This window comes from Nakamurella sp. UYEF19 (assembly GCF_040546275.1).
Classification (GTDB): Bacteria; Actinomycetota; Actinomycetes; order Mycobacteriales; family Nakamurellaceae; genus Nakamurella.
On sequence record NZ_JBEPNO010000034.1, the window covers coordinates 1 to 25287 of the forward strand.

General features: G+C 67.5%; 18 protein-coding genes and 1 pseudogene. 6 read left to right on the forward strand and 13 right to left on the reverse strand.

All coding sequences use genetic code 11. The annotated features are described in order from the left end of the window. A pseudogene (locus ABIB25_RS26790) lies at positions 1-221 on the forward strand (hypothetical protein); the annotation flags it as partial. Positions 222-541: 320 nt separating this feature from the next. On the opposite strand, the gene ABIB25_RS26795 reads toward ABIB25_RS26790, so the two are convergent. After that, complete coding sequence (locus ABIB25_RS26795; protein WP_354531579.1) at positions 542-1297, reverse strand: isocitrate lyase/PEP mutase family protein; 756 nt, start codon at positions 1295-1297, stop codon at positions 542-544. Positions 1298-1618: 321 nt separating this feature from the next. Continuing rightward, positions 1619-2818: an acyl-CoA dehydrogenase family protein gene (locus ABIB25_RS26800; RefSeq protein ID WP_354531580.1), complete on the reverse strand. Its 1200-nt coding sequence runs from the start codon at positions 2816-2818 to the stop codon at positions 1619-1621. A 131-nt stretch (positions 2819-2949) separates the two neighbouring features. Here ABIB25_RS26800 and ABIB25_RS26805 point away from each other — a divergent pair, with 131 nt between their 5' ends. Beyond that, positions 2950-3105: a hypothetical protein gene (locus ABIB25_RS26805; protein ID WP_354531581.1), complete on the forward strand. Its 156-nt coding sequence runs from the start codon at positions 2950-2952 to the stop codon at positions 3103-3105. A gap of 101 nt (positions 3106-3206) precedes the next feature. Here ABIB25_RS26805 and ABIB25_RS26810 read toward each other — a convergent pair whose 3' ends face one another. The 4 genes from ABIB25_RS26810 to ABIB25_RS26825 form a co-directional block, all read right to left on the reverse strand. Further along, positions 3207-3497, reverse strand: a complete 291-nt coding sequence (locus ABIB25_RS26810; RefSeq protein WP_354531582.1) for a hypothetical protein — start codon at positions 3495-3497, stop codon at positions 3207-3209. Between the two features lie 304 nt (positions 3498-3801). Beyond that, positions 3802-4647, reverse strand: coding sequence for a fumarylacetoacetate hydrolase family protein (locus ABIB25_RS26815; protein WP_354531583.1), 846 nt, complete (start codon positions 4645-4647; stop codon positions 3802-3804). A 42-nt stretch (positions 4648-4689) separates the two neighbouring features. Continuing rightward, complete coding sequence (locus ABIB25_RS26820) at positions 4690-5355, reverse strand: TetR/AcrR family transcriptional regulator (protein ID WP_354531584.1); 666 nt, start codon at positions 5353-5355, stop codon at positions 4690-4692. Between the two features lie 575 nt (positions 5356-5930). Next, positions 5931-8393: an amino acid permease gene (locus ABIB25_RS26825; RefSeq protein ID WP_502919910.1), complete on the reverse strand. Its 2463-nt coding sequence runs from the start codon at positions 8391-8393 to the stop codon at positions 5931-5933. A 504-nt stretch (positions 8394-8897) separates the two neighbouring features. Here ABIB25_RS26825 and ABIB25_RS26830 point away from each other — a divergent pair. Together ABIB25_RS26830 and ABIB25_RS26835 are read left to right on the forward strand one after the other, a co-directional pair. Further along, positions 8898-10286 (forward strand): glycosyltransferase 87 family protein, encoded by a 1389-nt coding sequence (locus ABIB25_RS26830; RefSeq protein WP_354531585.1) that lies wholly within the window; start codon positions 8898-8900, stop codon positions 10284-10286. An 11-nt stretch (positions 10287-10297) separates the two neighbouring features. Beyond that, positions 10298-11722, forward strand: coding sequence for a DUF2079 domain-containing protein (locus ABIB25_RS26835; protein WP_354531586.1), 1425 nt, complete (start codon positions 10298-10300; stop codon positions 11720-11722). 56 nt (positions 11723-11778) lie between these two features. Here ABIB25_RS26835 and ABIB25_RS26840 read toward each other — a convergent pair whose 3' ends face one another. Continuing rightward, positions 11779-12324 (reverse strand): hypothetical protein, encoded by a 546-nt coding sequence (locus ABIB25_RS26840; protein ID WP_354531587.1) that lies wholly within the window; start codon positions 12322-12324, stop codon positions 11779-11781. A 248-nt stretch (positions 12325-12572) separates the two neighbouring features. Between ABIB25_RS26840 and ABIB25_RS26845 the strand changes: the two genes are divergently transcribed. Next, on the forward strand, positions 12573-13139 hold the full coding sequence (locus ABIB25_RS26845) for a Dps family protein (RefSeq protein WP_354531588.1): 567 nt from the start codon (positions 12573-12575) through the stop codon (positions 13137-13139). 70 nt (positions 13140-13209) lie between these two features. On the opposite strand, the gene ABIB25_RS26850 is transcribed toward ABIB25_RS26845, so the two are convergent. The 3 genes from ABIB25_RS26850 to ABIB25_RS26860 are packed head-to-tail and all read right to left on the reverse strand — an operon-like array spanning position 13210 to position 20447. Continuing rightward, a complete protein-coding gene (locus ABIB25_RS26850; RefSeq protein ID WP_354531589.1) occupies positions 13210-14253 on the reverse strand; it encodes a zinc-dependent alcohol dehydrogenase family protein in 1044 nt (347 codons plus the stop codon). A 50-nt stretch (positions 14254-14303) separates the two neighbouring features. Then, the gene (locus ABIB25_RS26855) at positions 14304-17375 is read right to left on the reverse strand and encodes an acyltransferase family protein (protein ID WP_354531590.1); all 3072 of its coding nucleotides are present in this window, start codon (positions 17373-17375) and stop codon (positions 14304-14306) included. Between the two features lie 51 nt (positions 17376-17426). Continuing rightward, the gene (locus ABIB25_RS26860; RefSeq protein WP_354531591.1) at positions 17427-20447 is read right to left on the reverse strand and encodes a right-handed parallel beta-helix repeat-containing protein; all 3021 of its coding nucleotides are present in this window, start codon (positions 20445-20447) and stop codon (positions 17427-17429) included. Positions 20448-20849: 402 nt separating this feature from the next. On the opposite strand from ABIB25_RS26860, the gene ABIB25_RS26865 reads away from it, so the two are divergent. Further along, the gene (locus ABIB25_RS26865) at positions 20850-21242 is read left to right on the forward strand and encodes an acyltransferase (RefSeq protein WP_354531592.1); all 393 of its coding nucleotides are present in this window, start codon (positions 20850-20852) and stop codon (positions 21240-21242) included. 110 nt (positions 21243-21352) lie between these two features. Here the strand turns inward: ABIB25_RS26865 and ABIB25_RS26870 are convergent, their stop codons facing one another. Genes ABIB25_RS26870 through ABIB25_RS26880 form a run of 3 tightly spaced genes read right to left on the reverse strand, consistent with a single transcriptional unit; the run spans position 21353 to position 25232 of the window. After that, positions 21353-22417 (reverse strand): glycosyltransferase, encoded by a 1065-nt coding sequence (locus ABIB25_RS26870; protein ID WP_354531593.1) that lies wholly within the window; start codon positions 22415-22417, stop codon positions 21353-21355. Continuing rightward, positions 22414-23739, reverse strand: coding sequence for an O-antigen ligase family protein (locus ABIB25_RS26875; protein WP_354531594.1), 1326 nt, complete (start codon positions 23737-23739; stop codon positions 22414-22416). Before ABIB25_RS26875 ends, ABIB25_RS26870 begins: the two co-directional genes overlap by 4 nt. After that, on the reverse strand, positions 23736-25232 hold the full coding sequence (locus ABIB25_RS26880) for a lipid II flippase MurJ (RefSeq protein ID WP_354531595.1): 1497 nt from the start codon (positions 25230-25232) through the stop codon (positions 23736-23738). The genes ABIB25_RS26875 and ABIB25_RS26880 overlap by 4 nt, the downstream gene beginning before the upstream one ends. Positions 25233-25287: the final 55 nt, after the last annotated feature.

A 25287-nucleotide genomic window follows, 5' to 3' on the forward strand; every position in this document is an offset into this window, starting at 1 on the left:
ACATCCAACCCTGGGAAGACGGCGGACCCTCCAACTACAGCAACGGGTGCCTGCTGTGCCGACGACACCACACCCTGATCCACCACAGCGACTGGGAAATCCGCCCGGCCCCCGACGGCCAGCCCGAAATCATCCCGCCCGCCACCCACGACCCCACCCGAACACCGTTGCGCAACACCCTCAACCACCAACCACAATTCAGCTGGCCACAACGAGCCTGACCGACCCACCAGCCAGCCAGGGACAGGCGCACAGGACGACGCGACGCCTCCAGCACGGCACCAAACGGTCAGTCCAGCGCTAGCCGATTACTTCAGCGCTACCCGATTAGTTCAGCGCTACCCGATCAGTCCAGGGGCTACCCGTTGCTCGCGGCGAGTACGGCGCTAGGTCTCCGTCGGCTGCAGCCGACCCGAGTGGCCCGACAGATCACCCAGCCGACTGCAGCCAGGCCTAGTTCCCACCGGCCGCAGCGGGCCAGTTCCCAGCCGACTGCAGCCAGGCCCAGTGCCCAGCCCGCTGAGGCCGCAAGGCGAGTGGCTTACTTCCAGCTCTGCAGGATCCGGGTGATCTGCTCGCCGAGGACGTTCTGCAGGCGGGGGCCGAAGCTGATCCGGCCGACGCCGAGCGGGCTGAAGTCGGCAAGGGACTGCTTCTCCGGGAAAGCAATGGCGTTGACGGGCAGCGGTAACTCGGCCGCCAGCCGAGCCCAGGTCGGGCCGTCGTGGCCGCCCACCGGGTACAGCACGTCGGCACCGGCGTCGGCACACAGCTTGAGCCGGGCGATGGCGCGCTCGACCCGATCGGCTTCGTCGCCCACCTGCTTCACGAACAGGTCGGTACGGGCATTGATCACCAGGTGGACGCCGGCGGCCTCGGAGGCCGCGCGCAGCGCGCCGACGAGATCCGCATGCTCCTGCGCCGAACGCAAGCGGCCACCCTCGCTGTGCACGGTGTCCTCGATGTTGAAACCGACGGCGCCGACGGAGATCAGGCCCTCGACCAGACGCTCGGGGGTCTCTCCGTATCCGGATTCAATGTCCACCGATACCGGGATGTCGACCTTGGCGGTGATCTGGGCGACCCTGGTGAGCAGCTCGTCGAAGGTCAGACCCTCGTTGTCCGGCTTACCGATCGAGGTGGCCGCCGGGTGGCTGCCGACCGTCAGTCCGAGGAACCCTGCCTGCTCCGACAGTTCGGCGGACCACGCGTCCCAGACCGTCGGCAACACGGCGGGTTGACCCGGCCGGTGTAGCTCGAGGAACGCAGTAGCCCTGGCGGACAACAACTCTGACATCAACGGTCTCCCTGGAACTCGGTGGTCTCGAACGGCCCGGTCGGGCCGGACGATGTGGCAGCTACCGCAACCGACGCGGCTACGGTGGCCTGCTCTCTGACGGCAACAGCGTGGCCAAGAAACAACATCGCATTCGACTCAGCAACATCCTGGCCGACTCGACCACATCCTGGCCGACTCGACCCACAGTGCAGGCAGCTGGACCACAGTGCGGGCACCTCGCCGGGGTGGTGGAGCACAGCCAGCCACAGCGTGGTCAACTCTATCGCGTACGACCGAAACTCCCACAGCCGGTGAACCTCGGTCGCACGTGCACCGAACTCAGACGAAGGCGCTCTTGCCGGTGATCGACCGCCCGACGATGAGAGCGTTCATCTGGGCGGTGCCCTCGTAGGAGTAGAGCGCCTCCGCATCGGCGAAGAACCGGACGGCGTCACGGTCGAGCAGGATCCCGTTGCCGCCCATCAGCTCTCGCGCCCAGGCGGCCGTCTCCCGGAGCCGAGTGGTGGAGTACCACTTCGCCAGCGCGGCCTGCTCATCACGGAAGATGCCGTCCTGCTGCAGTTGAGCAACCCGGACGGCCATACCGAGGGAGGCGGTGATGTTGCCGAGCATCCGGGCGAGAAGGTCCTGGATCAGCTGGAAGTGGCCTATCGGCTTGCCGAACTGCACCCGCTCCTTCGCATAGGCGACAGCGGCCTCGTAGGCGCCGATCTGGCAGCCGACGGCCGACCAGGTGACGCCGCCGCGGGTGGTCCGCAGTACCCGGCTGGTGTCGCGGAAGGAATTGGCGTTGGCGAGTCGATGGTCGTCGTCGACCCGGCAGTCGGTCAGCAAGATGTCGGCGTTCTGCACCGTACGCAGCGAAAGTTTGCGCTCGATCTTGGTGGCGACGAAACCGGGGGTGTCCTTCTCAACCACAAAACCCTTGACCTGGTTGTCGCCTTCGTCCTTGGCCCAGATGATCGTCAGGTCCGCGAACGTGGCGTTGCCGATCCAGCGCTTCGCACCGTTGAGCACCCAGTGGTCGCCGTCGCGCCGGGCGGTGGTGCGCATCCCGCCGGCCACGTCGGATCCGCCGTCGGGTTCGGTCAGCCCGAAGGCCCCGATCAGCTCCATCCGCTGCATGGCCGGAAGCCAGCGATCCTGCTGCTCCTTCGAGCCGCACTGGAAGATGCTGCCCATCGCCAGTCCGTTGTGCACGCCGTAGAAGGTGGCGATCGACGGATCGACACGGGAGATCTCGAGCCCGAGCCAGCCCGTCAGCAACTGCCCGGCCGGCGGCTTGCCGTCGAGACCGTAGGGCAGCCCGATGATCCCGACCTTCGACATCGGCTCGATGATCTGGAACGGAAACTCGGCCTTCGCCCAGCAGTCCTCGGCCACCGGTGCGACGTGCTCGGCCAGGAAGGCCCGGGTCGCGCGGATCAGGTCCCACTCGCGCGCGTCGAGCATCGATTCGTAGCCGAACAGATCACCCGGCAGCAGCGGAAGTTCAAGAATGTCGTCCTTGGCAGTCATGGCTTATACGGTAGGCGCGGCCGTGGCCGGCCCGCATCCGCCCAGATCAGCGGGCCGAAGAGTAGCAACGGCGGCAGTCCCGCCGGTCGGCTGACGCCGGCTCCGTCCCCGCAATGCAACGGAAGGAAGAGGTGAGACTCGGATCCGACTTCCGCCGCATCTGGATCGGCAGCGCCGCGTCGAACCTCGCCGACGGAGTCATCTTCATCGCCTTGCCACTGCTGGCGTCGACGATCACCCCCGATCCTGCGGCGATCGCGGGGCTTGTGCCTTCGATCCGGCGGTAAGTTTCTCGCTGCTCAACAAGGCTGCTACTGTGACGTGCCTCACAATCAGCAGAAGGGTTCGCGCGGAGTTTCAGCAGCGAATCGTTGGCCGGACTGGAGGACTACAGACCACTGCGGTGGGTTGATCGGCCGCCGAGCAGGGTGGCGGCAGCGGGCAGCGTGCGCAGCAGCATCGCGTCCGCTGTGAACGGGTCCGCGTCCAGCACGACCGGCGCGTCCGACCCCAGGGCCAGCCGAGCCCGCCGGCCCCGCCGGCCCGCGGCCCGCATCCCGCAGCCCGCAGCCCGCAGCCCGCGGCCTGCATCCTGCGGCCCGCATCCCGCGGTAGGCGAAGGCGCGTCCGGTCCGGCCGATCCAGTGCCGCTTGTCCAGATCCCGGTCGTCCATTGCATGCTCGGGCTGGGTGCTCGCAGTTATACCGAGCTCCGCGAAACGGCCGAAATCCGCGAGGTCGAGAAGTTGCGCGCAACGCGAAAGTCGCTCTGTCCGGGCACAATCCGTACCGGAAGCCGAACCCGAGGAGCACCGCGCCGATCGGTGGTGGTGACGATTGCAACCGCTTTCCGACGAGCAGAGCGACCTGCTGCGCGGAACGCGCGCTTCAGAGGTCTAGGCGCAGCTCGGTCGCGGCCCGCAGAGATCATCAGGTCGCGTAGGGGGCCGCCGCTGGACAGGCGAGCCCTGCGCAGCAACAGGTCAGGCCTGGCCGAGCACCTGCCGCTGACGGCCAAGGCGCTCGATCGACAGTTCCATCACGTCGCCGGCCGACAGGAACGGGAACCGCCCAGACAATGCAACCCCTTGTGGTGTACCGGTATTGATCAGATCACCGGGGTCCAGCACCAGATACTGGCTGAGCTGGTAGATGATCTCGGCGACGTCGAAGATCATGTCGGCCGTGCTGGAATCCTGACGCGGTTCGGCGTTCACGAAGCTCTGCATGCGTAGCGCCTGCGGGTCGCCAACCTCGTCGGCGGTCACCAGGTACGGCCCGAGGGGGTTGAAGGTCTCGCAGCTCTTGCCCTTGGACCACTGCCCGCCACTCACCTCCAGCTGGAAGGCCCGCTCCGAGACGTCGTTGGAGAGCACGTATCCGGCGACGCACTCCAGAGCAGCCTCGCGCGACGGAAGGTAGCGGGCGGTGCGACCGATGACAACGCCCAGCTCGACCTCCCAGTCCGTCTTGGCCGAGCCGCGGGGGATGAGCACCTCGTCATCGGGACCGATCACCGTATTGGGCGACTTGTAGAACAGGATCGGGACGGTGGGCGGGGCGGAACCGGATTCGGCGGCGTGCGCCACGTAGTTCATGCCGATGCACAGCACGGCACCCGGCCGGGCGACGGGGGCGCCGATCCGGAGGCCCGCGATGTCGATCGCCGGGAGCAGGCCGGCGGACGAGGCGAGACTGGCCAGCCCACCACCGGCGAAGAAGGAACCGTCGAAATCAGCGGTCAGCCCGGAGGCGTCGAGGGTGTTCCCGTCGACGTCCATCACGACCGGCGTCTCGGATCCGACCGGGCCGACGCGCAGCAGTTTCATGCCGCAAACCGTACCAAGCCCGCACTGCCGGGAACCGGGGTGTCAGTTCCCCCGCGCGAGCAGCCCGGCCAGCGCCTCGACGTACAGCCCCAGGCTGAATCGGAGATCGACGGCGGGATCCGCAGCATCGAGGGCAGGCAGCAGCTCCCCGAGCGCCGGGAAGGATTCCCAGCTGCCGCTCCCTCGTCCGCGGTCCATGGCCGCGATCTTGGTCGGCGAGAGGGCAAGACCCTGCGTGCGCGCCAGCACGAACCCGTAGACCAGGTTGATCAGGGTGTTGTAGACGTGCACTCGCTGTTCGACGGCCAGGCCAGACTCCGACAGGATCGCCAGCACCGATTCGATCAGCGTGAGCGCAGAGAATTCGGATGCCTCGAGCTCGGTCGGATCGAGCTGCTGGGAGGCCAGCACGGAGATCATCGCCGGGTTCTCCACTCCGGCATGGAAGATGCCGTCGAGCAACTTCACCAGCCGGTCGGTCCACGGCAGGTTGGGATCGCTCGGCGGAAGGGTGGCCAGCGAACGGTCGGCCATCAGGATCAGCAACGCCCGCTTGTTGGGCACGTGGTGATAGAGCGACATCGCCTCGACGCCCAGCTCCTGCGCGAGCTTCCGCATGGAGACGCCAGCCAGACCTTCATTGCGAGCCAGCCCGAGCGCAGACTGCACGATCCGATCCCTGGTCAGTGGGACCCGTTCCGCGCTCATGTCAAGCCTCTCCCCTCGCGGCCGATCCGATCTGGCGGTTGGAGCCGCAGGGCGGATCCTCGGTGCGCGGGAATCCGTCGGTGCCTGCTGACACGGTACGACGGTGACCATTGCCTTACATCGCAAGTCATACGGAGTAAGTTGTGGACCTAAAGAGTGACGAGTGAGTTCGCATTCGAGTGCCCGCCACGAATGCGCAGTCGCACCGGGAGTAGGTGAGCGCCCAGCCCCGACGCTACAGCGTAGCTAAGGCCAAGAGTATGCCGTCTCTCGCCAACTGGCAACGGCCCACCAGCGATTACCCGTCTGCCGACCGGATGGGAGATCAGGCTCGGCAAACGGGCAAGGCGACCTCCGATGACGATTCGGGCGCTGAACCGGGTTGGCTACGCGCGGCCGGCCGAGCGCCGAGGGTACTTGCGGCGTGCGCCGGCGGCACTACCTGCTGTCAGGGTCGCGCTTCAACCTGTGGTGCCCCGGCCCACGTCTGCTTTCGCCGCCACGTCCTGCTCTCGCTGCCCCACGTCCTGCTTTCGCCGCCACGTCCTGCTTTCGCCGCCCCACATCGAGACGACTCAGTCGGCCGACAGAAGTTGGTAGTCGGGGTTCGCGATCACATACCCGCCCCCGCGGCGCAGCGACCGGCCCTGGACGCGGAGCAGCCGGCCCGGCGCGATCCCGGCGACGCTCTTGCGGCCGTAGAACTGCACCACCACGATGCCCGTCGAATCGACGATCTCGCAGTTGAACGTCGGGCTACCACCCAACGATCCGACCTGGACCGTGCGCACGCGCCCTTGGACGTCGCAGGCGTCCCCCGAGACCAGATCGCAGATCGGCAGCGCCGTCATCGGGGGTTCGGGTGCGGCGTACTTGAGAATGGCGTTGCGCGTCGAGCCGTTCGGCCGACCGGCGAGCACCTTGTTGCCGTTGCCGTCCGCGGGCACGGAAGGGTGCAGATCGGACGGCGCGCCGGACGCGTGCAGGTCGGTACCCGGTAGATCGCCCGGTACGGCACCCGAGCGGGGCTGCGACAGACCTCGGCGGCGGCGCTCGACGGCCGCGATCTTGGCGCCGGTGTCGAACGGGATGATGGTGGCCGTCGCATTCGGCACCCGGCTGATGATCCGGGCGATCCGGTCAGCGGTCCGGTCGTGGAGCAACCGACCCAGCACCGAGGAGTAGCTCCGGCGCGGCAGCAGCACGGTCACCTCGGTCCGCGGCAGGGCCTCCCGAGCGATGGTCTCCAGCGCCGCCCGACCCAGCCGCCGGTCCGGGCAGTCGACCAACTCCAGCGGGACGATCTCGGCGGTCGCCTCCCACCGTGCCTGCAACCGGGTGGCGTGCTCGGTGTCCAGCACGAAGTGCACCGCCCGCAGGCTGCTCGGCCGCAGGCTCTGTCCGTAGCGCAACGCCTCGATCGAGGCCAGATCCAGCACGTCGACGAAGACGAGCACGGTGTGGTGCGAGAACTTGGTCCCGGCACTGAGCTTGTCCGAGTCCAGGCTCCGCAGGATCTCGGCCTCCGTCCGGTACTCGCGGTTCAGCCTGATCAGCGCGAAAACCATGACGGGAAACAGGATCACCACCACCCAGGCGCCCTCGGTGAACTTCACGATCGCGAAGATCAGCACCACGATCAGCGAGGTCGTCCCGGCCACCAGGTTGACCCCCATCTTGCGGCGCCAACCCCGGCCGCCACCTCGCTTGAAGTGCTTGGCCATGCCGAAGCCGGCCATGGTGAACCCGGTGAAGACGCCGATCGCATAGAGCGGCACCAGGGCATCGAGCTTGCTGTCCGTGACGACGATCAGGACGAGGGCGATCGCTGCCAGCATGATGATCGCGTTGGAGAACACCAGCCGGTGCCCGCGTTTGCGCAGCTGGCGGGGTAGGAACGCATCCTCCGCGACGAAGCTGGCCAGGAACGGGAAGCCATTGAAGCTGGTGTTCGCCCCGGTGTAGAGGATGAGCGCGGTCGCCGCTTGCACAGCGTAGAAGAAGATGTTGCCGAAGACGCCGTACCCGAAGACCTGCCGGGTCTCCTGGCTGATGACCGAAGGGAACCCCTCCTTGTAGGGAGAGGCGTGGGTGAAATGGGCCATCAGGGATACGCCGGAGACCAGGAAGCCAAGGGTGCACGCCATGATCAGCATGGCCTTGCGGGCGTTGACGCCTTCCGGGGACTTGAAAGCGCCAACCCCGTTGCTGATCGCCTCGAGACCGGTCAGCGACGAGCCGCCGTTGGCGAAGGCCTTGAGCACTACGAACAGCGTCGCCCCCATGACGAAACCGTTGGAATGCCCGATGACCACGTCGGGGTTGTGGGTGGGGTCCAGCTGGGGCAGGTTGCCCATCAACTGGCGGATGATCCCGACGACGATCATCGTCCCGGCCACGAACGCGAAGAGATAGGTCGGGATTGCGAACGCCTTGCCGGCTTCCTTGATGCCGCGCAGGTTGCCCCAGCACAGCAGCAGGATCACCCCGACGCTGATCTGCAGGCTGTGCGGGCCGAGCGCCGGGATCGCCGACACCACGGCGACGGTGCCGGCGGCCGTCTGCACGGCGACGGTGACGACGTAGTCGATCATCAGGGCCACTGCGGCGATCTGCGCCACCCGCGGTCCGAAGTTCTCCCGCGCGACGACGTAGGACCCGCCGGCCTTGGTGTAGACGGAGACGACCTGACGGTAGGAGATGGTCAGCAGCACCAGGATCGCGATCACCACCCCGGTGATCGGCAGCACCAGGACGAACGCGCCGAGCGCGGCCGCCGGCAGTAGCGCGATCAGGATCTGCTCGGTGCCGTAGGCGGACGACGAGATGCAGTCCGGGGCCAGCACGCCCAGCGCGAGGAACTTCGAGAGCCGCTCGTGCTTGAGCTGGTTGTTGGTGAGCGGCGGCCAGAGGAGCCGCCGTTTCACCCGGTAGGAGAGTCGTTCGGGCAGGTCGAGGTCCGGACTGGTCCGGTGGATCGACTCCGGGGTGGTTGCGGGCACCACGCCGACGGTTGCCGCGTACGGAAGGTGCGTCAACGGTCACCCCTGGATCTTGACGTTTTCTTGACGGTGTCCGTTCGAGCGAGCCCAGAAGGTGGCCCAAAGTGACAAAGCCACCCATTTACCAACGGAATGGATTCCACGACTGCGCAGACGGTGGACGGTGGAGTGAATGCGATCGTGAAGCTCGTCACGTCAAAACTTCGGCGCCCACAATGACGGCAGCGCCCGGTCTGCAACCCGCACTGCCGGTACCGCCAACTAGTTCGGCGGGCAAAATGAGCAATTCGGACATTCGAATGCTCACGACGCCCCACTTCTCATCTCCCGGAGCGTCTGCAGCGCAATCGATGTGGACGGGCGCCTCCGGAGAACGCGCCCCGCGGATCAGGCCATCCCGGAATGCCGAAGACGGCAATGAGCGACACGAATGTGTGAGGACACTGTGAGGACAATTCTGTTCGGTTCTGTTCAGTGCTCGATCCTCGGATCCACTTCCCACTCCGAATCCCCCCTGCCGGACGACGCTGTACTGGCAGAATGCGAACTGTGATCGAGCTGGCTTCCATACGTTCGCTGCGCGCCTGGGCGAACCTGGATCTGCGCAGGCTGGCCGTTCGTGATCGGTTGGTCGTCATCGGGGCCGGTATCGCCTGTCTGTTCGTCGCCTTCTTCGCGGCCTACTCCGTGTACCGCCAGTTCGGCGCGCCGCGGAACGAGTACGACCTACGGATCTACTACAACGCCCTGACCAGCTGGCGAGGCGGCAGCGGTCTGTACGAGTGGACGCAGTACGACCCGATCAACGGGCTGCTCGGGTTCACCTACCCACCGGCCGCGGCGATCCTGCTGTCCCCGATCACCAGCCTGTCCGTCCAACCGATGATCGGGCTCTGGAGCTTCGCGATCCTGCTGTCCGTCATCGGCTTCGTGCTGCTGGCCCTCCGCGAGAGGGTGCACCTGCGCCAGCCGCAGATGGCGCTCGCCACCGGACTGGCCGTCGCCGCCGCGTTCTGCCTCCAGCCCATCAGCCAGACCGCAGCGTACGGGCAGGTCAACACCTTCCTGGGCCTGCTGGTGATGGTCGACGTCTTCGTGCTGTCCCGTCGGGGCAGCCGCTGGGCGGGGATCGGCATCGGGCTGGCCATGGCGATCAAGCTGACGCCGGCGATCTTCCTGCTCTACCTCGTCCTGTCCGGCCAATGGCGGATGCTGCGCATCGCGATCGCCACCGCGGTCTCGGCCACGCTGGTCGCCGCGGTGCTCGCACCGAGCGCCACCTGGCAGTACTTCACCTCACTGCTGTGGGATTCGAGCCGGATCGGCAAGGTGGACAACACCGCCAACCAGTCGATCAACGGCACGCTCGCCCGGATCACCGCGCCACTTCCCCCGGACAAGCTGGCCTGGATCCTCTGCGCCGTCCTCGTCGTACTGGTTGGCATCCGACGGATCCGCCGGGCCGTCGCCGCCGGCGACACACTGCTGGCCGTCACCGTCACCGGCCTGCTCGGCGTGCTGATCAGCCCGATCAGCTGGGTGCACCACGCGATCTGGATCTTCCCGGCGATGGTGCTGCTGATCGCCCGGCTGGTCACCACCTTCCCCGCGGCTGCGCTCGGGGTGGTCGCCCGTCGGCTCTCGTCGTTCTCCAGACTCTCCGCCGACGACCGGGCCGCCGTCCGGCGCTGGCTCGGGCTCACCACGCTTGCCGTCACGGGGCTGCTGGTCTTCGTGATGAACACCCGCAACCTCTTCGGACTGCCCGACACCGGCTACGGCGATCTCGCCTGGCCGGCGGTGATCGCCGGAAGTGTGCAGACGATCTGGATGCTCACCGCGGTCGCCGTCATGCCCGCTCACGGCGCGCACGTTCGCACCATCGCGCGGGACAGCAGCACAGCGGCTCACAGCACTCCCGGCCGGTAAAGTCCGGGCCGATGCCCGCTACCGACGTCCGCCCGACCACGCGGTCGCGGGTCTGGATCGTCAGCCTGTCGGCGTTGGTCGTCTACCTGCTCGATTCGCTGATCCGGCACGCCCGCTTCCACACCGGGTTCGACCTGACGATCTTCGACCAGGCCATCAACCAGTACGCCCACCTGCGCGCGCCCGACGTGCTGGTGAAGTCGCAGCAGCCGTTCAACATCCTCGGCGACCACTTCCACCCGATCCTGATGCTGCTGGCGCCGCTCTACCGGATCTGGCCGGACGCGCGGATGCTGCTCGTGGCGCAGGCGCTACTGATGGCTCTCGGAGTCCATCTCCTGACCGCACTTGCCGTCCGTCGACTGGGGCGGTTCGGCTACTTCGTCGGCGCTGGCTTCGCATCGAGCTGGGGGATCCTGCAGGCCGTCGACTTCGATTTCCACGAGATCGCTTTTGCAGTGCCACTGCTGGTACTGGCCCTCGAGGCTCTGCTCGACGGCCGGTTCACCCGGGTGCTGATGTTCAGCGGGCTGCTGATGCTGGTCAAGGAGGACTCACCGCTGCTGGTGATCGGACTGGCCCTGGCCCTCGCGGCGCAGCGGAAGTATCGACAGGCGTTGCTGCTGGGCGCTTTCGGCGTGGTGAGCTTCGTCCTGATCGTCTTCGTGGTGATCCCGTACTTCAGCTACTCCCACGCCTACCTGTACTTCGGGTACGCCGGCGGCGGTTCGGGCGGCGTCGGTGGTCTGCTGCGATCCGCGGTGGACTCGGTGTTCTCACTGCGGGCCGTGATCTTCGTCGGAGCGCTGGCGTTGACGGCGGGGCTCGGGCTGCGCTCACCCGTCATGCTGGTCATCCTGCCGACGCTCGGCGCACGGGCGGTGTCCAGCAACTACGCCTACACCGGCTTTCTCTACCACTACAACGCGACGCTGATGGTCATCTGCTTCGTCGCCCTGTGCGACGGTCTTGCCCGCCAGAGGCTGCTCGGCTCGGCCGGTTCCGGGCGTCTGCTACGGGCGCAGTCGTTGCTGCTCGCCGGAGTGGCGGTGGTCGGCCTCGTGCGCGCACCGACGGTGCCGTCCATCGCGGCGGTGTTCGCCAGCTGTGCGCGATGTGTGGCAGCGGATGCGGCGATCGCCCAGATCCCGGACGGTGCGCGGGTCGCGGCCGATGTCTTCCTCATGCCGCACCTCGTCGACCGCACTCAGGTGATGCAGGCCTACCCGGGGTTCGTCGACTCCACCGGGCTACCGCTGCGGGCGGACTGGGTGATCCTGGATCTCGACAGCACGTCCTACGCCCCCGGGCCGCTCGAGAAGCCCGCTGATCAGGCGGGGTGGAGCCGGACGCTGCTCGACTCGCTCGTCACGTCAGGGCACTTCACCGTCGTGGATCGCAACGCGCAGTACGTGGTGCTGCGGACCGTCGGCTGACGGTCCGCAGCACTTGTGACAGTTCAGTTCGAAAGCGTCAGAGCACCTGGACAGCGTCAGCGCATCGGGCGAGCAGCCTTGGAGGCGCTCATGTAGGCGTTGGATGCCGGCATGAACATCAGCACGATCGCGACGATCGCCAGGGCGGTGGCGGCCCAGCCGACGGCCTGGGTGCTACCGACCGCGTAGGTGGTGTCGTTGATGGTCACGGAGCTGGAGGCCGGGCGGGCGACATTCGCGACGGACAGCACCGACAGCACCGTCAGGACGATGCGGGCCCAGTTGCGGCCGGCCCTCATCTTGAATGCGAACAGCAGGTAGAGGCCCACGAAGATGACGACCGCGACGATGGCGAAGATCTTGACCGTCTGGATCAGCGAGGCCGCGGTGACACCGGCCGCGTCCGCCTGGTCGCCGTACGTTGCGATGACCTGGTTCCATGTGTCGCTGGTGACCAGCAGCACCACGCTGATCACGGACACGGCCGCGGAGAGCAGGTAGATCAGGAAGGCGCCCTTGACGGTGCCGGGCGCGACGGGCTGCGGGGCTGCGCCGCCGACGTACGTGTTCATCGGTGCTGCCGGGTACGAGGGAGTTGTCATGGAGGGAAGGCTAGGCAGGGCAGGAACTACGCAAAACAGGAATCTCGAACTTTCACCCTCCAGCTCGGAACTTCTCGAAGGAGTGCCCGGCCACCGGCACGAGGAGTGATGGAAATGTTCCCCCAGACCCTTTGGGGTGCAGGTTTCGCCGGCCCGCCCCTGGGTAACGGAGAGAGGGCCGTGGCACGAAGGCGACATTTCTCACCGGCCGCCTGACCTGGCCCATCCACTCTCAGGAGGAAACACCAATGGCACGCAAGACGGCAACACCTCGTTTCACCGTCCCGACGCTCGACGCCGAGGTCGGCGCCGAGGTTGCGGGCATCCTGCAGCTGCGCCTGCACGCCTTGAACGATCTGGCCCTGACGCTCAAGCACGTGCACTGGAACGTCGTCGGACCGCACTTCATCGGCGTCCACGAGATGATCGACCCCCAGGTCGACGTCGTCCGCGCGTTCGTCGACGAGATCGCCGAGCGTATCGCCACCCTGGGCAGCCCGGTCAAGGGCACCCCGGGGACCCTGGTGGCCGAGCGCACCTGGAGCGACTACTCGATCGGTCGGGCCGACACCATCGCCCACCTCGGTGCCCTTGACATGGTCTACCGAGGCGTCGTGTCCGGACACCGCGAGGCCGCTGACGCGACCGAGGAAAGCGATCCGGTCACCAACGACATGCTGATCGGCCACCTGCACCAGCTCGAGTTGTTCCACTGGTTCATCCGGGCCCACCTGGAGAACTCTTCCGGCGTCCTGGTGACCGCTGGAGACAAGACCGAAAAGGCCGCTGCCGCAGACGGCGCGTCGATCAGCTGATCTGGTCCGCCCCGGCAACGAAGGTCCTGGTCGTTCGACTACGAACGACCAGGACCTTCGTCGTTTGCTGTCAGCCCGTTCCCACCCGGATGACGGTCATTCCCGGCCCGGCCGAGTGGTCCATGGCCGCCAGGACACCGCCGGCGTCGGCCAGGTCCACCACCTGACCGACGAGGAGTTCAGGCTGCAGCCGCCCATCCGCGACTGCTTCGAGAAGTGCCGGATATTCGTGGGCGGGCATTCCGTGTGACCCGTGGATCTCCAGTTCTCGGCTGATCACCAGGTCCATCGGCAGGGCGGTCAGGGCGTCTTCGCCGAGCAGCAGACCGACCTGGACGTGCCGGCCCCGTCGCCGAAGCGACCGGACGGACGCGACGGCCGTCGCCGGTCGGCCGAGGGCGTCGACGCCGACATGGACGCCACCGCCGCAGATCCCGAGGACGGCGGCCGCGGTGTCCTGGGTCGTCGCGGCGTTCACCGTGGCGGTCGCGCCCAGCTCGAGAGCCCTGGCCAGTGCCGACTCCGAGACGTCGACGGCGATCACCCTGGCACCGAGCGCAACGGCGATCATCACCAGCGACAGCCCGACCCCGCCGCAGCCGTGCACGGCCACCCACTGCCCCGGCTGGACCATCCCGTGCGCGGTGAGGGCGCGGAACGCGGTGGCGAACCGGCAGCCGAGGGAGGCGGCTGCGACCAGATCGACACCGTCCGGGACCCGTACCAGGTTGGCGTCGGCCCGTGGGAGCGCAACCTGGTCGGCAAACGAGCCGGGCAGGGTGAACCCGGGCTGCTCCTGGTTCGGGCACACCTGAGCGTCGCCGGCGGCACACGTCTCGCAGGCCCCACAGGCCAGGACGAACGGCGCGGTCACCCGGTCACCGACCCGGAACTGGTGCACGCCGGGGCCGATCGTCGCCACCACACCGACGAACTCATGCCCCGGAACATGCGGCAGCGCAACGGGATCGTGCCCTTTCCAGGCGTGCCAGTCCGACCGGCACACGCCGGTGGCGACGACGTCCAGGACCACTCCGTCGGGCGGGCAGCCCGGCGCCGGGAGCTCGACGAGCTCGAGAAGCCCGCCGGTGGCAGCGAAACGCAGCGCTCTCATGCCTCGATCATGCCCCAGCCGTTGGAGCGTGCGCGTCTGCGGGCAGCCCGTCAGAGGTCGCCGGCGACGGCCTCCCTGAAGGCCGGGGCAAGCAGTGCGGCGTACTCGGCGGTGGTGTGATTGGGGTCGATCTTCGTCGGGGTGGTGCCGGAGAAGCTCGGGCAGTAGCCGTCCGCCGAGCAGTACCAGAGGTGCGTGTCGATCAGCTTCGCGCCGGTGGCCAGGGCGACCGCCTGCTCGGCACGGAAGCCGTCGGTCCAGGACGTACTGATCTTGGTCGTGCAGTCCGACGGGGTGCTCAGCTTCGTGTAGCAGGACTGCAGATCCGGCCCCTTGGGCGGCGAGGTCACGAGCAGGACCTTGGTTCCGCCGGCCAGCAGCGCCCCGACGGTGGTGGTCGCCCCACGTTGCCAGGCGCTGCTGTTGTCCTCGCCCCCGGTGTTGAGTGCGGTGGCGCCGTAGTTGTCGGTGATGATCACGACGTCGGGCTTCGCGCTGAGCGCCGCCGTCACCGCCCTGGCGCGGAAGGCCAGGCAGTGCGCCTTGTTGCCGTCGTCGGGAAAGCTCATCGGGAAGTCGATCAACGGGCAGCCCGCCATCACGATCCCCTTGATGCGATAGGTGTCGCCGAACGCGGCCCGGACCGTCGGGATCAGTTTCAGCGCAATGGAATCGCCGAACACCACGATCGTCTTCGCGGTCCTGCTGCCGAACGAGCAGGAGTCCGGGTTGGTCAGGTCGGTGGTCGTGCAGCCGGCGTTGTCCTCCGGGTAGGAGCGTGGTGTCATCTCCTGCTCCATGCTCGGGCTCAACGCGGGCCAGACGGTGGCGGACAGTGCCCTGACTACGTCGGCCTGCAGCGCCGCGGCCGCGCTGCCCACGGCGGCTGACGAACCGGAATGCGCTGCAGCGGTTGGCGTCGCCGCACCGCTTCCAGTTCTCGTGGTGGAGGTCCCGAGCAACAGCTCTCCCATCACCGGCGCGAGCATCTTCGAGTACTTGTCGGTCAGGTGCGCGCCGTCGGCGAAGACCGGGGTGGTGCCGACGAACGCCGGGCACACCAGATCCGCCGAGCAGAACCAGGGCGTCGTGTCGAAGTAGGCCACCTTGCCGCCGGGGATGCTGCCGACGGTGTTCTGCTCCATCGTGACGGTCTGGTCGCGGCGCGCGGCGGGCCCGGCGGTGCAGTCCGACGGCTTGCTGACCTTGGACGCGCACTTCTGCAGGTTCTGCCCGATCGGCGGCGGCGCCAGCAGCTCGATCCTGCTGGCGGACCTGGACAGTCGCAGCAGGGTCTTCTTCTCCCCAGCGGCCAGTTCGGCGTATCCGGCGCCCTGGGTGGCACCGCTGGCCAACCGGGACACGGTGTTCTCGGCACTGGCCGCGATCACCAGGTCGGGTTTGATCTGGTCGACCCGGTCCAACGCCCAGGCCCGGAAGGCGTCGCACTGCGGGAACTTCGACTGGTCGACCTGCAGCACCGGCACCGAGGCGATCGGGCATTGCTGGACCGTCATCACGTCGATCTTCCAACCGTGGCCGGCCAGCGCGGACCGGATGGCGGGCAGATAGCTGATGGCGATCGAATCTCCCAGCAGCACAGCCGTTTTCGTGGCCCCAGCATCGCCGTAGACGCACTTCTGCGCATTCTTGACAGGGTCGGCGACCGAGTTGATGTCCAGCCCGAGGCAACCGTCCTTCACCCATTCCGTGGCCTTCACGTCGTTGCTGAGCTCACCCAGGGTCGGTGACAGCGACGGCCACGTGGTCGCGGCCAGAGCCTGTCCGATCTGTGCCGTCAGCGCTACCTCGGGATCGGCACCGGCGGTGTCGATGGTCGACCGGGCGACCGTCGTCGGGGTGATGACCATGGCCTGGGCCGCCATCAGGCCGGCCACCATGGCCAGCAGCACGATCGCGGAAAGCTTGACCCCCAGTGGGGCTCGACGTGATCGCCGTGTCGGCGACGGCCTTCTTCCGCGGTGCGGATCCAGCCAGCGGGATCGTCGGACCGGGTCCTCGATCAGGTGGAACGACAACACCGACAACGCGAGCATCGCGATGAGCGCCACCGCGAAGTACACCTTGTCGCCCGCCGAGAAGAACGCCGCGAGCAGCACGATGATCGGGAAGTGCCACAGGTACAACGAATACGAGATCATGCCGAGGTAGCGAGACACGGGGTTGGTCAACGGCCACAGCGTCGGCCTGGTCGGACCCGTCCCCGAGATGATCACCGCCGCCGCGGCCAGCACCGGCACCGCCGCCCAGGGTGCGGGGAACGCAGAGTCGCTGGTGATCAGGAACATCGCGGCGGCGATTCCGGCCAAGCCGCACCATCCCACCACCGTCCTCACCACCAACGATATCTTCCCGATCAGTGGAACTCCCACGGCCAGTAGCGCTCCCACCGCAAGCTCCCAGGCGCGGGACGGTGTGGAGAAGTAGGCCCAGGTGCGCCTGGTGGTGGTTTCCCAGAGGGAGTCGGCGAACGAGACGGCCGCCAGCGCGAGCAGCAGCCCGGCGAGGGCGATGGCCGCCCGACTCGCACGCCAGCCCAACCGACTGCCGAGGCCGAGCACGATCACCAACACGATGGGCCACACGAAGTAGAACTGCTCCTCCACCGCCAGCGACCAGTAGTGCTGCAGCGGCGAGACCGGTCCGTCCGCCTGCCAGTAGTCCGTGCCGATCACCGCGAAATGCCAGTTGGCCGAGAAGAGGAACGCCCAGATGGCGTCCACACCCACCGTTCTTGCCCGGGCGGTCGTGAAGACGAAGTAGGTCGCGGCGACCGTGCAGAGCAGGACGACGGTCGACACCGGCATGATGCGCCGGATTCGCCGCCGGTAGAAATTCGTGAACGAGATGCGCCCGGTCTGCCGGTATTCCTCGAGGAGCAACCCGGTGATCAGGAACCCGGAGATGACGAAGAAGACGTCGACCCCGACGAAACCGCCGCTGGGCCACGAGAAGAGGTGATCCAGGATCACCGACACCACGGCTGCGGCCCGTAAACCCTCGATGTCGGGCCGGAAGCCGGACTTCCTCTTCCCCGGCGGTAGCGCGGGCAGCGGTGCCAGAGCGACCTCACCCGGTCGTTCGGTGACGACAACAGCCATCGGTTTTCCCTCGCTCGTCAGTCGCTGGTCGGTCGGCTCGTTGATCGGCGGTCAGTACTTGTTACCGGAGAACACGTTTCGCCAGGCGGCCCCGTCGGTCATCACGCGGCCGGTGCCGCAGGGCAGTGCCGCGTTGATGTTCAGCGCCTGGTCGCCCGGTGCCCTGGCCAACAGGGACACGTCGACCGGTAGGTCGGGATTGGTGCACCGCACCACCTGGGCGGCCTGACGCTGCAGACCGGCCCAGTCCGAGACCCGCTGGATGTTGCTGCCGCGCAACAGGAGTTGAGCGGTCCCGGAGACGTACACCGCAGCCTGCGCCGGGCTGTCCAAGGTCAGGCCGGCCAGCGTCAGCTCGGTCGACGTCCCGATGTTGGCCAGCCGTGCCGGCCGGGTGACGTTGGCGTCCCGGATGGTGATCGTCGCCACGGTGCCTCCGATCGACAGCAGGCACCTCCCGGAGGTCTGCTGGACATCGTCGATCAGCACGTGGGTCAGAGCGCTACCGGTGAGCACATCGAGCACGGCTCCTGCCATCGTCTCGCCGAACACGACCTTCAGTGCGCTGGCGCGCAACTCGCGCACGGCGCCGACGGTCCGGATCAGCACCACGGGGACGCCCGCCGGTGCGACTACCGACAGGTCCGACACCTCGACCCTGGCCCAGCTGCCGATCAGCAGCCCGAAACACAGTGCAGCGCCGTCGAAGACCACCCCCCTGACGACAGCCTTCGTCCCGCCCCCGGTCGACAGGTCCACCGCTGCTGCGCCGGTGGCGTTGGCCAGGTGGACCGAGACCGTCTCGACCCGCAGACCGTCCAGGATGGACCGACCCGTGCTCCCGATCTCGGCAACCCAGACACCTCGCTTCGCCGTCCCGCTCAGCCGGTTGACGGTGATCGCCGAGAGCGGGAACACCGCACTACCCGCCAGTTTCACCAACGTCCCGGTCGGCGTCGAGGCGTCGATGCCGTCGATCTTCACGTCGAGGACGACGCCCTGCACGTCGTTGAACGGAGCCGGATCGGCGGTGGCCAGCGACACCACGTCACCGCGCAGGGCGCCCGAGCAGTTCGAGATCCGCAGCGTGCTGGCCGGTCCGTGCACGTGGATGCCGTCGGAGGCCTGGTCGAAGGTGAGATCGGAGATCTGCGCGCCTCGGACGTCACCCAGATTGACCGCGTGCCGACCCGCCATCGACCGGAAGGCCACCCCTCCGACGTTCAGGCGGTCGCAGCGCCGGGTGACGACGGTGTGGGCGTCCCGGCCCGTTCCGACGTTGGCACCCCGATCCCACAGACCCCCGTAGATCGCGATGTTGGAATCCCGGTCGTAGATGTTGACGGTGCACCCGGTGAACTTTCCGGCGAGCACGTCGGAGACCCGGACGGTCGAGCCCGAGAGGACCTGCACGATGCGTGCGCTCAGCGAATTGCCAGCGGTATCGGCGTTCTGGACGACGACCGTCCGTCCGACGTCGGCGGCGGTGAAGGCGGCGGTGCCGCTGGACAGCACATCGGGACTCGTACTGACTCCGTCGGACACCGTCCGCTGCACCGTCGCGACGGCGCGGTTCTGCACCATGTTGCAGTTGGCGCCACTCCGCAGGGTGACGGTGCAGCCCGTCATGTCCAGCGTGGTGTTCGAATCCAGCACCAGCGGGGCCGAGATCAGGTAGGCGGAGCCGGTCCGGCCGACGATCACCTTGCCGGCCGCGGCGGTGAGAGCTGCGTTGAGCACGATGGTGTCGTCAAGGCCCGAGGCCGGCGGGAGCTGCGTCTCCGGCGGTCCGTCCGTCTTCGCCAGCGCGACCCAGGTGCCAGGAGTACCGGCCACGGTGCAGATCCAGCCCGTGGTGGTGCCGGCCGCCACCGCCGAGTTCACGACGACCTCGCCGACCGTCGCAGTGCCGGTGGTCGGCGGAGCCGTCAGGCCGAAGCGCCGGGCCTGGCTGTTGAGGTAGATGTTGTTGTACCGCAACGATCCGGCGAAGTCGCCGACCAGATTGTCGTGGCAGGTGCCCGTCGCGATGATCGACGAGGCGGTCCCGGCGATCTCCAGCCCGAGTCGCTGGGTCGCCTTGCCGGTGCGGTTCAGCGACTGGAACCCCAGGACGGACACCATGGTCGAGTTGAAGATCGAGAAGCCGCTGGTGTTGACGCCGTGCGAGCCGTTGGAGTCGGCGATGCAGGTGGCCATGGTGACGTCGACCACCCCCTGCAACCAGAAGCCGTGGCCGCCGTTGTCCTGGGCCTCGCAGTTCGCGAGATTCTGCCGCGACTGGCGGATCAGGAACCCGGAGTCGTTGGTGCTGTCGGACAGCCGGCCGTTGCCGAACCCCTTGCACGAGACGAACTTGTTGTTGGGCCCCAGCAGGTCCCAACCGGACAGACCGGCGCCGCCCACCGTGCACGTGGTGAAGGTGCAGTCCGTCGAGCCGATGCTGAACCCGCTGGCGTCCGGGCCGAGCACGTAGACGTTGGAGACCTTCGCCTCGCGGCAGGCCAGCGACAGCCGCAGCCCGTGGCCCTTGGTGTTGAGGATCAGCACGTTGTCGACGATGTGGTTCGAGTCGTAGAAGGAGAAGACCCCGCCGTCGTTGAGGTACCCGATGCCTGCGTTCGGCTGGCTCTGCTGTGCCTTGTTGCCGTTGAGCATCAACGAGCTCACCCGGGTGAACTCGACGTTGACGTCGTCCAGCACGATCAGCGCACCTGACACGTCGGGCATCTGCAGCAGGGTGGACCGCCAACCCTGGCCCTGCAGGACGATCCGTCGCTTCAGCCGGATCTGCTGGACGGCGTAGGTCCCGTTGGGGATCAGCACGCCGCCGCCGCCGGGCAGCGAGTCGATCGCCGCGGCGAAGGCCGCTGTGTCGTCGGTGTGACCGTCGCCGGTCGCACCGAAGTCGTTGACGTTCGCCTGGGTCCGGTCCTCGTACTGCGCCGGAACGTCGACGGCGGTGGAATCGGAGACCGGGCCGAGGATCGAGAACAATCCCGCCGCACTTCCGGCCTGCAGCAGTCTGCGTCTGCTGGTACCGGCGTTCGGGGAATGGGAATTTTCGACCATGGACCTAGGATAACTTTGTGTCGAGGAATATACAACCGGCCGTGACTACCGGCTCAGACTTGACGTAGGGTGAGAGCGCAGAGGCCGATCAGTTCCTGGACACCGTTCCATTTCCCGCCCAGCCGCATTGTCGGCCTGCACAGCAGTAGGCCTGTAAATCCACAGGAGGCAGTCATGTCCATTGGTTCCAGTCCACGCCCTGACCCTGCTCGCTCCGGTCCCAGCCAGCCTGAAAGCGTTGCACCGCAGGCTGTTGCAGATATATTGATACTGGCGGCGCAGGTGCTGGCCCGCGATCCGGGTGAGACGAGGAGCCACCTGTGGTCCTTCCTCGTCAATGGTGTCGCAGGGTCACATCTGGTTCCCGGACGGGTCAGAACAATCCTCTTCCGGGCGTCCGGAATGGATATCTCGCGACGTGCGCTCATTCGGCCGCAGGTGATCTTCCGAACGGGTAACGTCAGCCTGGGAAAGGGCACCACGGTCAACTACCGATGTGTTTTCGACAATCGGGCCCAGGTGACGATCGGGGAACGCGTCGGCATCGGCATCGGGGTCATTTTCATCACCTCAAGCCATTCTTCCGGGGATTGCAGGCAACGGGCCGGGGAAGGATTTCTCGCTACGATCACCGTCGGTGACGGCGCGTGGCTGGGTAGCGGCTGCACCATCCTGCCAGGCGTGACCATCGGAGCCGGAGTCGTGGTCGCCGCCGGGGCGATGGTGACGAAGGACTGTGCCCCGAACGGGTTGTACGCGGGGGTCCCGGCCCGCCGTCTCCGCGACCTCCCCTGATCTCGCGCTGATCAACTTCGACGGCGCTCATGATCGTGGCCGTTCTGGGACGGATGGGGCGCGAATCGACCCGATCATGAGCGCGTCGACCTGCGGGCCGGCCGCGTTCATCATCGGCACAGCAGCTCCGCATACTCGCGGGACCACTGCTCCACCGAATGATGTCGGGCCACATGGTCGCGGGCGGTCTGGGAAGGTTCGTCCGGGAAGGCCGCCGGGTCGAGACGCTCGTACTCGTCGACGATCCGGCCGCCGGCCGCCCGGATCAGGCTGTTCCCGACGTCGCCGCGGAACCCGACGAGGTGAAGTCCGGTTGCGGCGGCTTCCAGCACGGCAAGCGGTTGACCCTCACCACTCCGGGATCCGCTGAACAGATAGACGTCGGCCGCGCGCAGGATGTCCGCGATATCGTTGCGGTGACCGAGGAATTCGACCTCGGCCCCGGCCGCCAGCTTCTCGAGCCGGTCCCGGTCGGCGCCCGTGCCCACCACCAGGAGCGGGATCCCCGAGGTGGTGGCCAGATGGATCACCCGGTCCAGCCGTTTCGCCGGGTGCAACCGGCTCGCGACGACCGCCACCCGCCGGTGCAGCCACCGCGGCGGAAGGATCGCCGCGCGCAACATCGCCCGCCGGCCGGTGTCGGAAGTGGGCGAGAACTGTTGCTGATCAACCGGATTGTCGATGACCCGGACCGGGACCGCCGACCCCACGATGGCCGTCACCGCGTCGGCCACCTCCGTCGACACGCAGACGATGGTCTCCACCGATCTCGCGGCCCGGCGGTAGGCCGCGGCCAGACCGGCCGAACCCCGCCCGCCGTAGGGCATGCCGTGTTCGGTCCAGAGCACCGGGACGGTCTTCGACAGCCGGTGCGTCAGCAGGATCTGCTCACGCTTGTACTGCAGGTGGGCCCGGATCGGTGCCAGCGCGGTGGTAGCGCGCACCAGCTCGCGAGCCTCCTGCGGCGCATTGACCGCCGAACGCACGATGTGACGGCGGCTCCACTTCGGGCCGACCGGCACGCCGACCTCCGGGAGCCCGGCCTCGGACCAGCCGGGGAGTCGGCCGACGAGCGTGCCTTTCACCTCAGCGCCGATCTCCCGGTAGAGCCGCGTCAGGTACAGCTCGGCGCCGCCGAGGACTTCGGCGTTGACCACGACTGCGATGGCACTCATCTCGTTACTCCCTCTGGTGCAGTTGCTCTGGGGCCCTGGCCGAACGCGATCCGATGGACGTGGACCCGGGTGCCGTGTCGGATGTACGCGACCCGGGCGATGGCGATGCCGATCAGCAGCCAGGAGAAGGTGGGCGTGCCCCGGACCCAGTAGATGTCGACTGCCGAATGAACCAGCAGCGCGACACTGGCGGAGATGGCGGCGAGCACGAGCATGTCGGCCCGGTAGCGCCAGAGCAGCACCACCGGGAGAAGGGTCAGGACCAGGAACATCACGAACAGCGGGATCCCACCTTCGAACAGCTGGAGAACGTAGACGTTGTGCGGGTCCAGCGACACCACTCGATCCAGCGCCGGATTGACCGGACGGTACGTCCCGACCCCATGGCCGATCGCGAGATGTCCAGTGGTCTGGGCCAGCGCGTCGTCCAGGAAGACCCCGCGGATGTCGGCGTTGTACTGGCCGGACTCGTTCTGCGACAACAGTCTTTCGCGCGCGCCGGCGGGTGCGAGCAGCACCAGCAGCACCCCGACGGACGCCATGGCCATTGCCCTTCGCCAGGTCCAGCCGTGGGAGAAGCGGGCCAGCAGGATCACCATCAGGCCGGCGACCAGCCCGAGCAGCGAGCCGCGGCTCTCGCTGGCGAGAATGCCGCCCCCGAGGATGAGCAGGCCGAGCGCCTGCAGTGGGAGCAGTTTCGGCCGGACCAGTAGGAGCACCGCGGCATTGACCATCATCTGGCCGCCCGGGTTCTTGTTGACCCCCAGCGCGCTCGGCGCCCCGAAGCGGAGCATCCAGATCGCCGCCAGCGCGCAGGTGCCGACTTGGAAGACCATCAGCACGCGCCGGACGAGCGGGTGATCGCTCCCCCACATCAGCCCGACGGCAAAGGGAATGCCGATGATGGCCGTCCGGTACAGACCGGTGAACACGGCGAAGTGCGACCCGACGGCCAGACCCTGCAGCACGGACATCGCCCCGTAACCGACGATGCCGCAAGCGATCACCGGCGCCGGTCCCGATGCGGACCGCACGCCGACGCGCGTCGGTGCGTCCGCACGCCGGGACAGCAGCCAACCGACGAGCGCCAGAGCGAGTCCGATGTCGGTGACGGTGATCTTCTGGCCACCCGCCGAGACGCTGAAGATCAACGGCAGCGCGGCGATCGCACACAGGAACGCGGCCCTGGGTAGCACTACCAGTGCGACCGCGCCGAGCAGGGCGACAGCCAGTAGCCCGGCCTTCGGATTCATCGCCGTCAGACCGCCGACCGCACCGCCGACCACGAGCGCCAGCAACGGGAACGACGCAGTTCTCCTCATGCCGCCACCTTCGGTCGTCTGGACGCGATCAGGGCGCGGACCACGGCCAAGAGACGCAGCCGGAACCGCGGCACCGCCAGCAGGTAGCCGGCCCACAGACCGACCGCGGCGAGCAGCACCAGCAACTGCACGTCGGTCGAGGCCGAACGCGTCAGCAACGCCAGCCCGGCGACCACTCCGACTGCCGGAACCAGGAGCAGGAGGTCGATGACGAAGGTCGACAGGATGTGCCGGATGCTCAGCGCCACCAGGGATCCGGCAATTGCTCCGAGGGCGACGGCCAGGCCCAGACCGAACGGGCCGAGCGCGCCGACGAGCATCTGGCGGCTGCCGATGGTGACGACGGTGATCACCACGGTCACCATCACCGACAGCCAGATCTGCCCGAGCGAGTTCATCACCCGCAGGATCACGTAGTTGATCAGCAGGGCCCAGAGCCCGACCGCCATGCCGGCCAGGATCGACGCCGTGTACCGGGCCGAGTCGAGCCCGAATGCACCGCGCTGGAACAAGACCTGCACGATCGGCAGGGCGAAGCTCGCGGCCAGGGAGGAGAGCACCACGGCCATCAGGAAGAATGGCCGCAGCATGTGCAGCAGCTTGACCCTGACCTCACCCGGCGAGTAGAGCGGGAAGGCCGGCAGGCTGGCCAGTCCGATGGGCACTGCCAGTAGCAGCAGCCCGGTGTCGGTGATCAGTCGGGCGTAGTCGACGGACGCCACCGCGGTATCGCCCAGATGCGAGGCCAGCGCCTTCTCGGTGACGAGTTGGGTCTGGATCAGGACGGGCAGCAACACCAACCCGCGCAGCCGCCGCAGGAACGGCGCCAGGCAGGTGCGGATCTGCGGCCAGTCGACACTACCTGCGGCGGAGAGGTATCCACGGCGACGGACGTACCGCATCCCCCACAGCGACATCAACAGGTAGCTGACGGTGAAGCCCCAGGCGAGCAGAGCCGGCCGGTGCAGCAGGAAGCCGACCAGGGTACCCAGGATCAACCCGATGCTCTGTCCGCTGGACCGGATGCTGCTCAATCGGTAGCTGTGGTGGGCCATCTCGAGATAGCCCAGCATGCCGAAGTGCAGATAGCTGGGTACACCGAGGAGCAGCACCACTGTCATGGTGACCGCCAGATCGGTGGTACCGCCGGTCAGACCCGGCGCGATGACGTCGATCCATTCGTTCCGGGTGAACGCCAGGACAGCCACCAGCACCACGGCGAAGATGCCCAGCGTCAGCTGGACGCCCCGGTAGAGGGCGATGGCGATCTGCGGTTGATCCCGGAGCAGCTTGGCCTGCATCGGCAGGTAGGCGCTCGAGAGCGCATCCGTGCTGACGATGTTGAGCGGGGCGAGCACGGCCGTCTGCGCGATGCGGTTGGCCGCGACCACCTCCGACGTCCCGTAGAGGTAGGCCAGCAGGGCTTCGCGGACGACGCCGAGAAGTTTGCCGACCAGGCCACCGGTGAACAGGTGGAACGCACCCCTCAGCATCGGGCGCGTCTCGCTTCCGCAGCCTTGACGACGGCCGCGTTCGCAGTGGCAACCA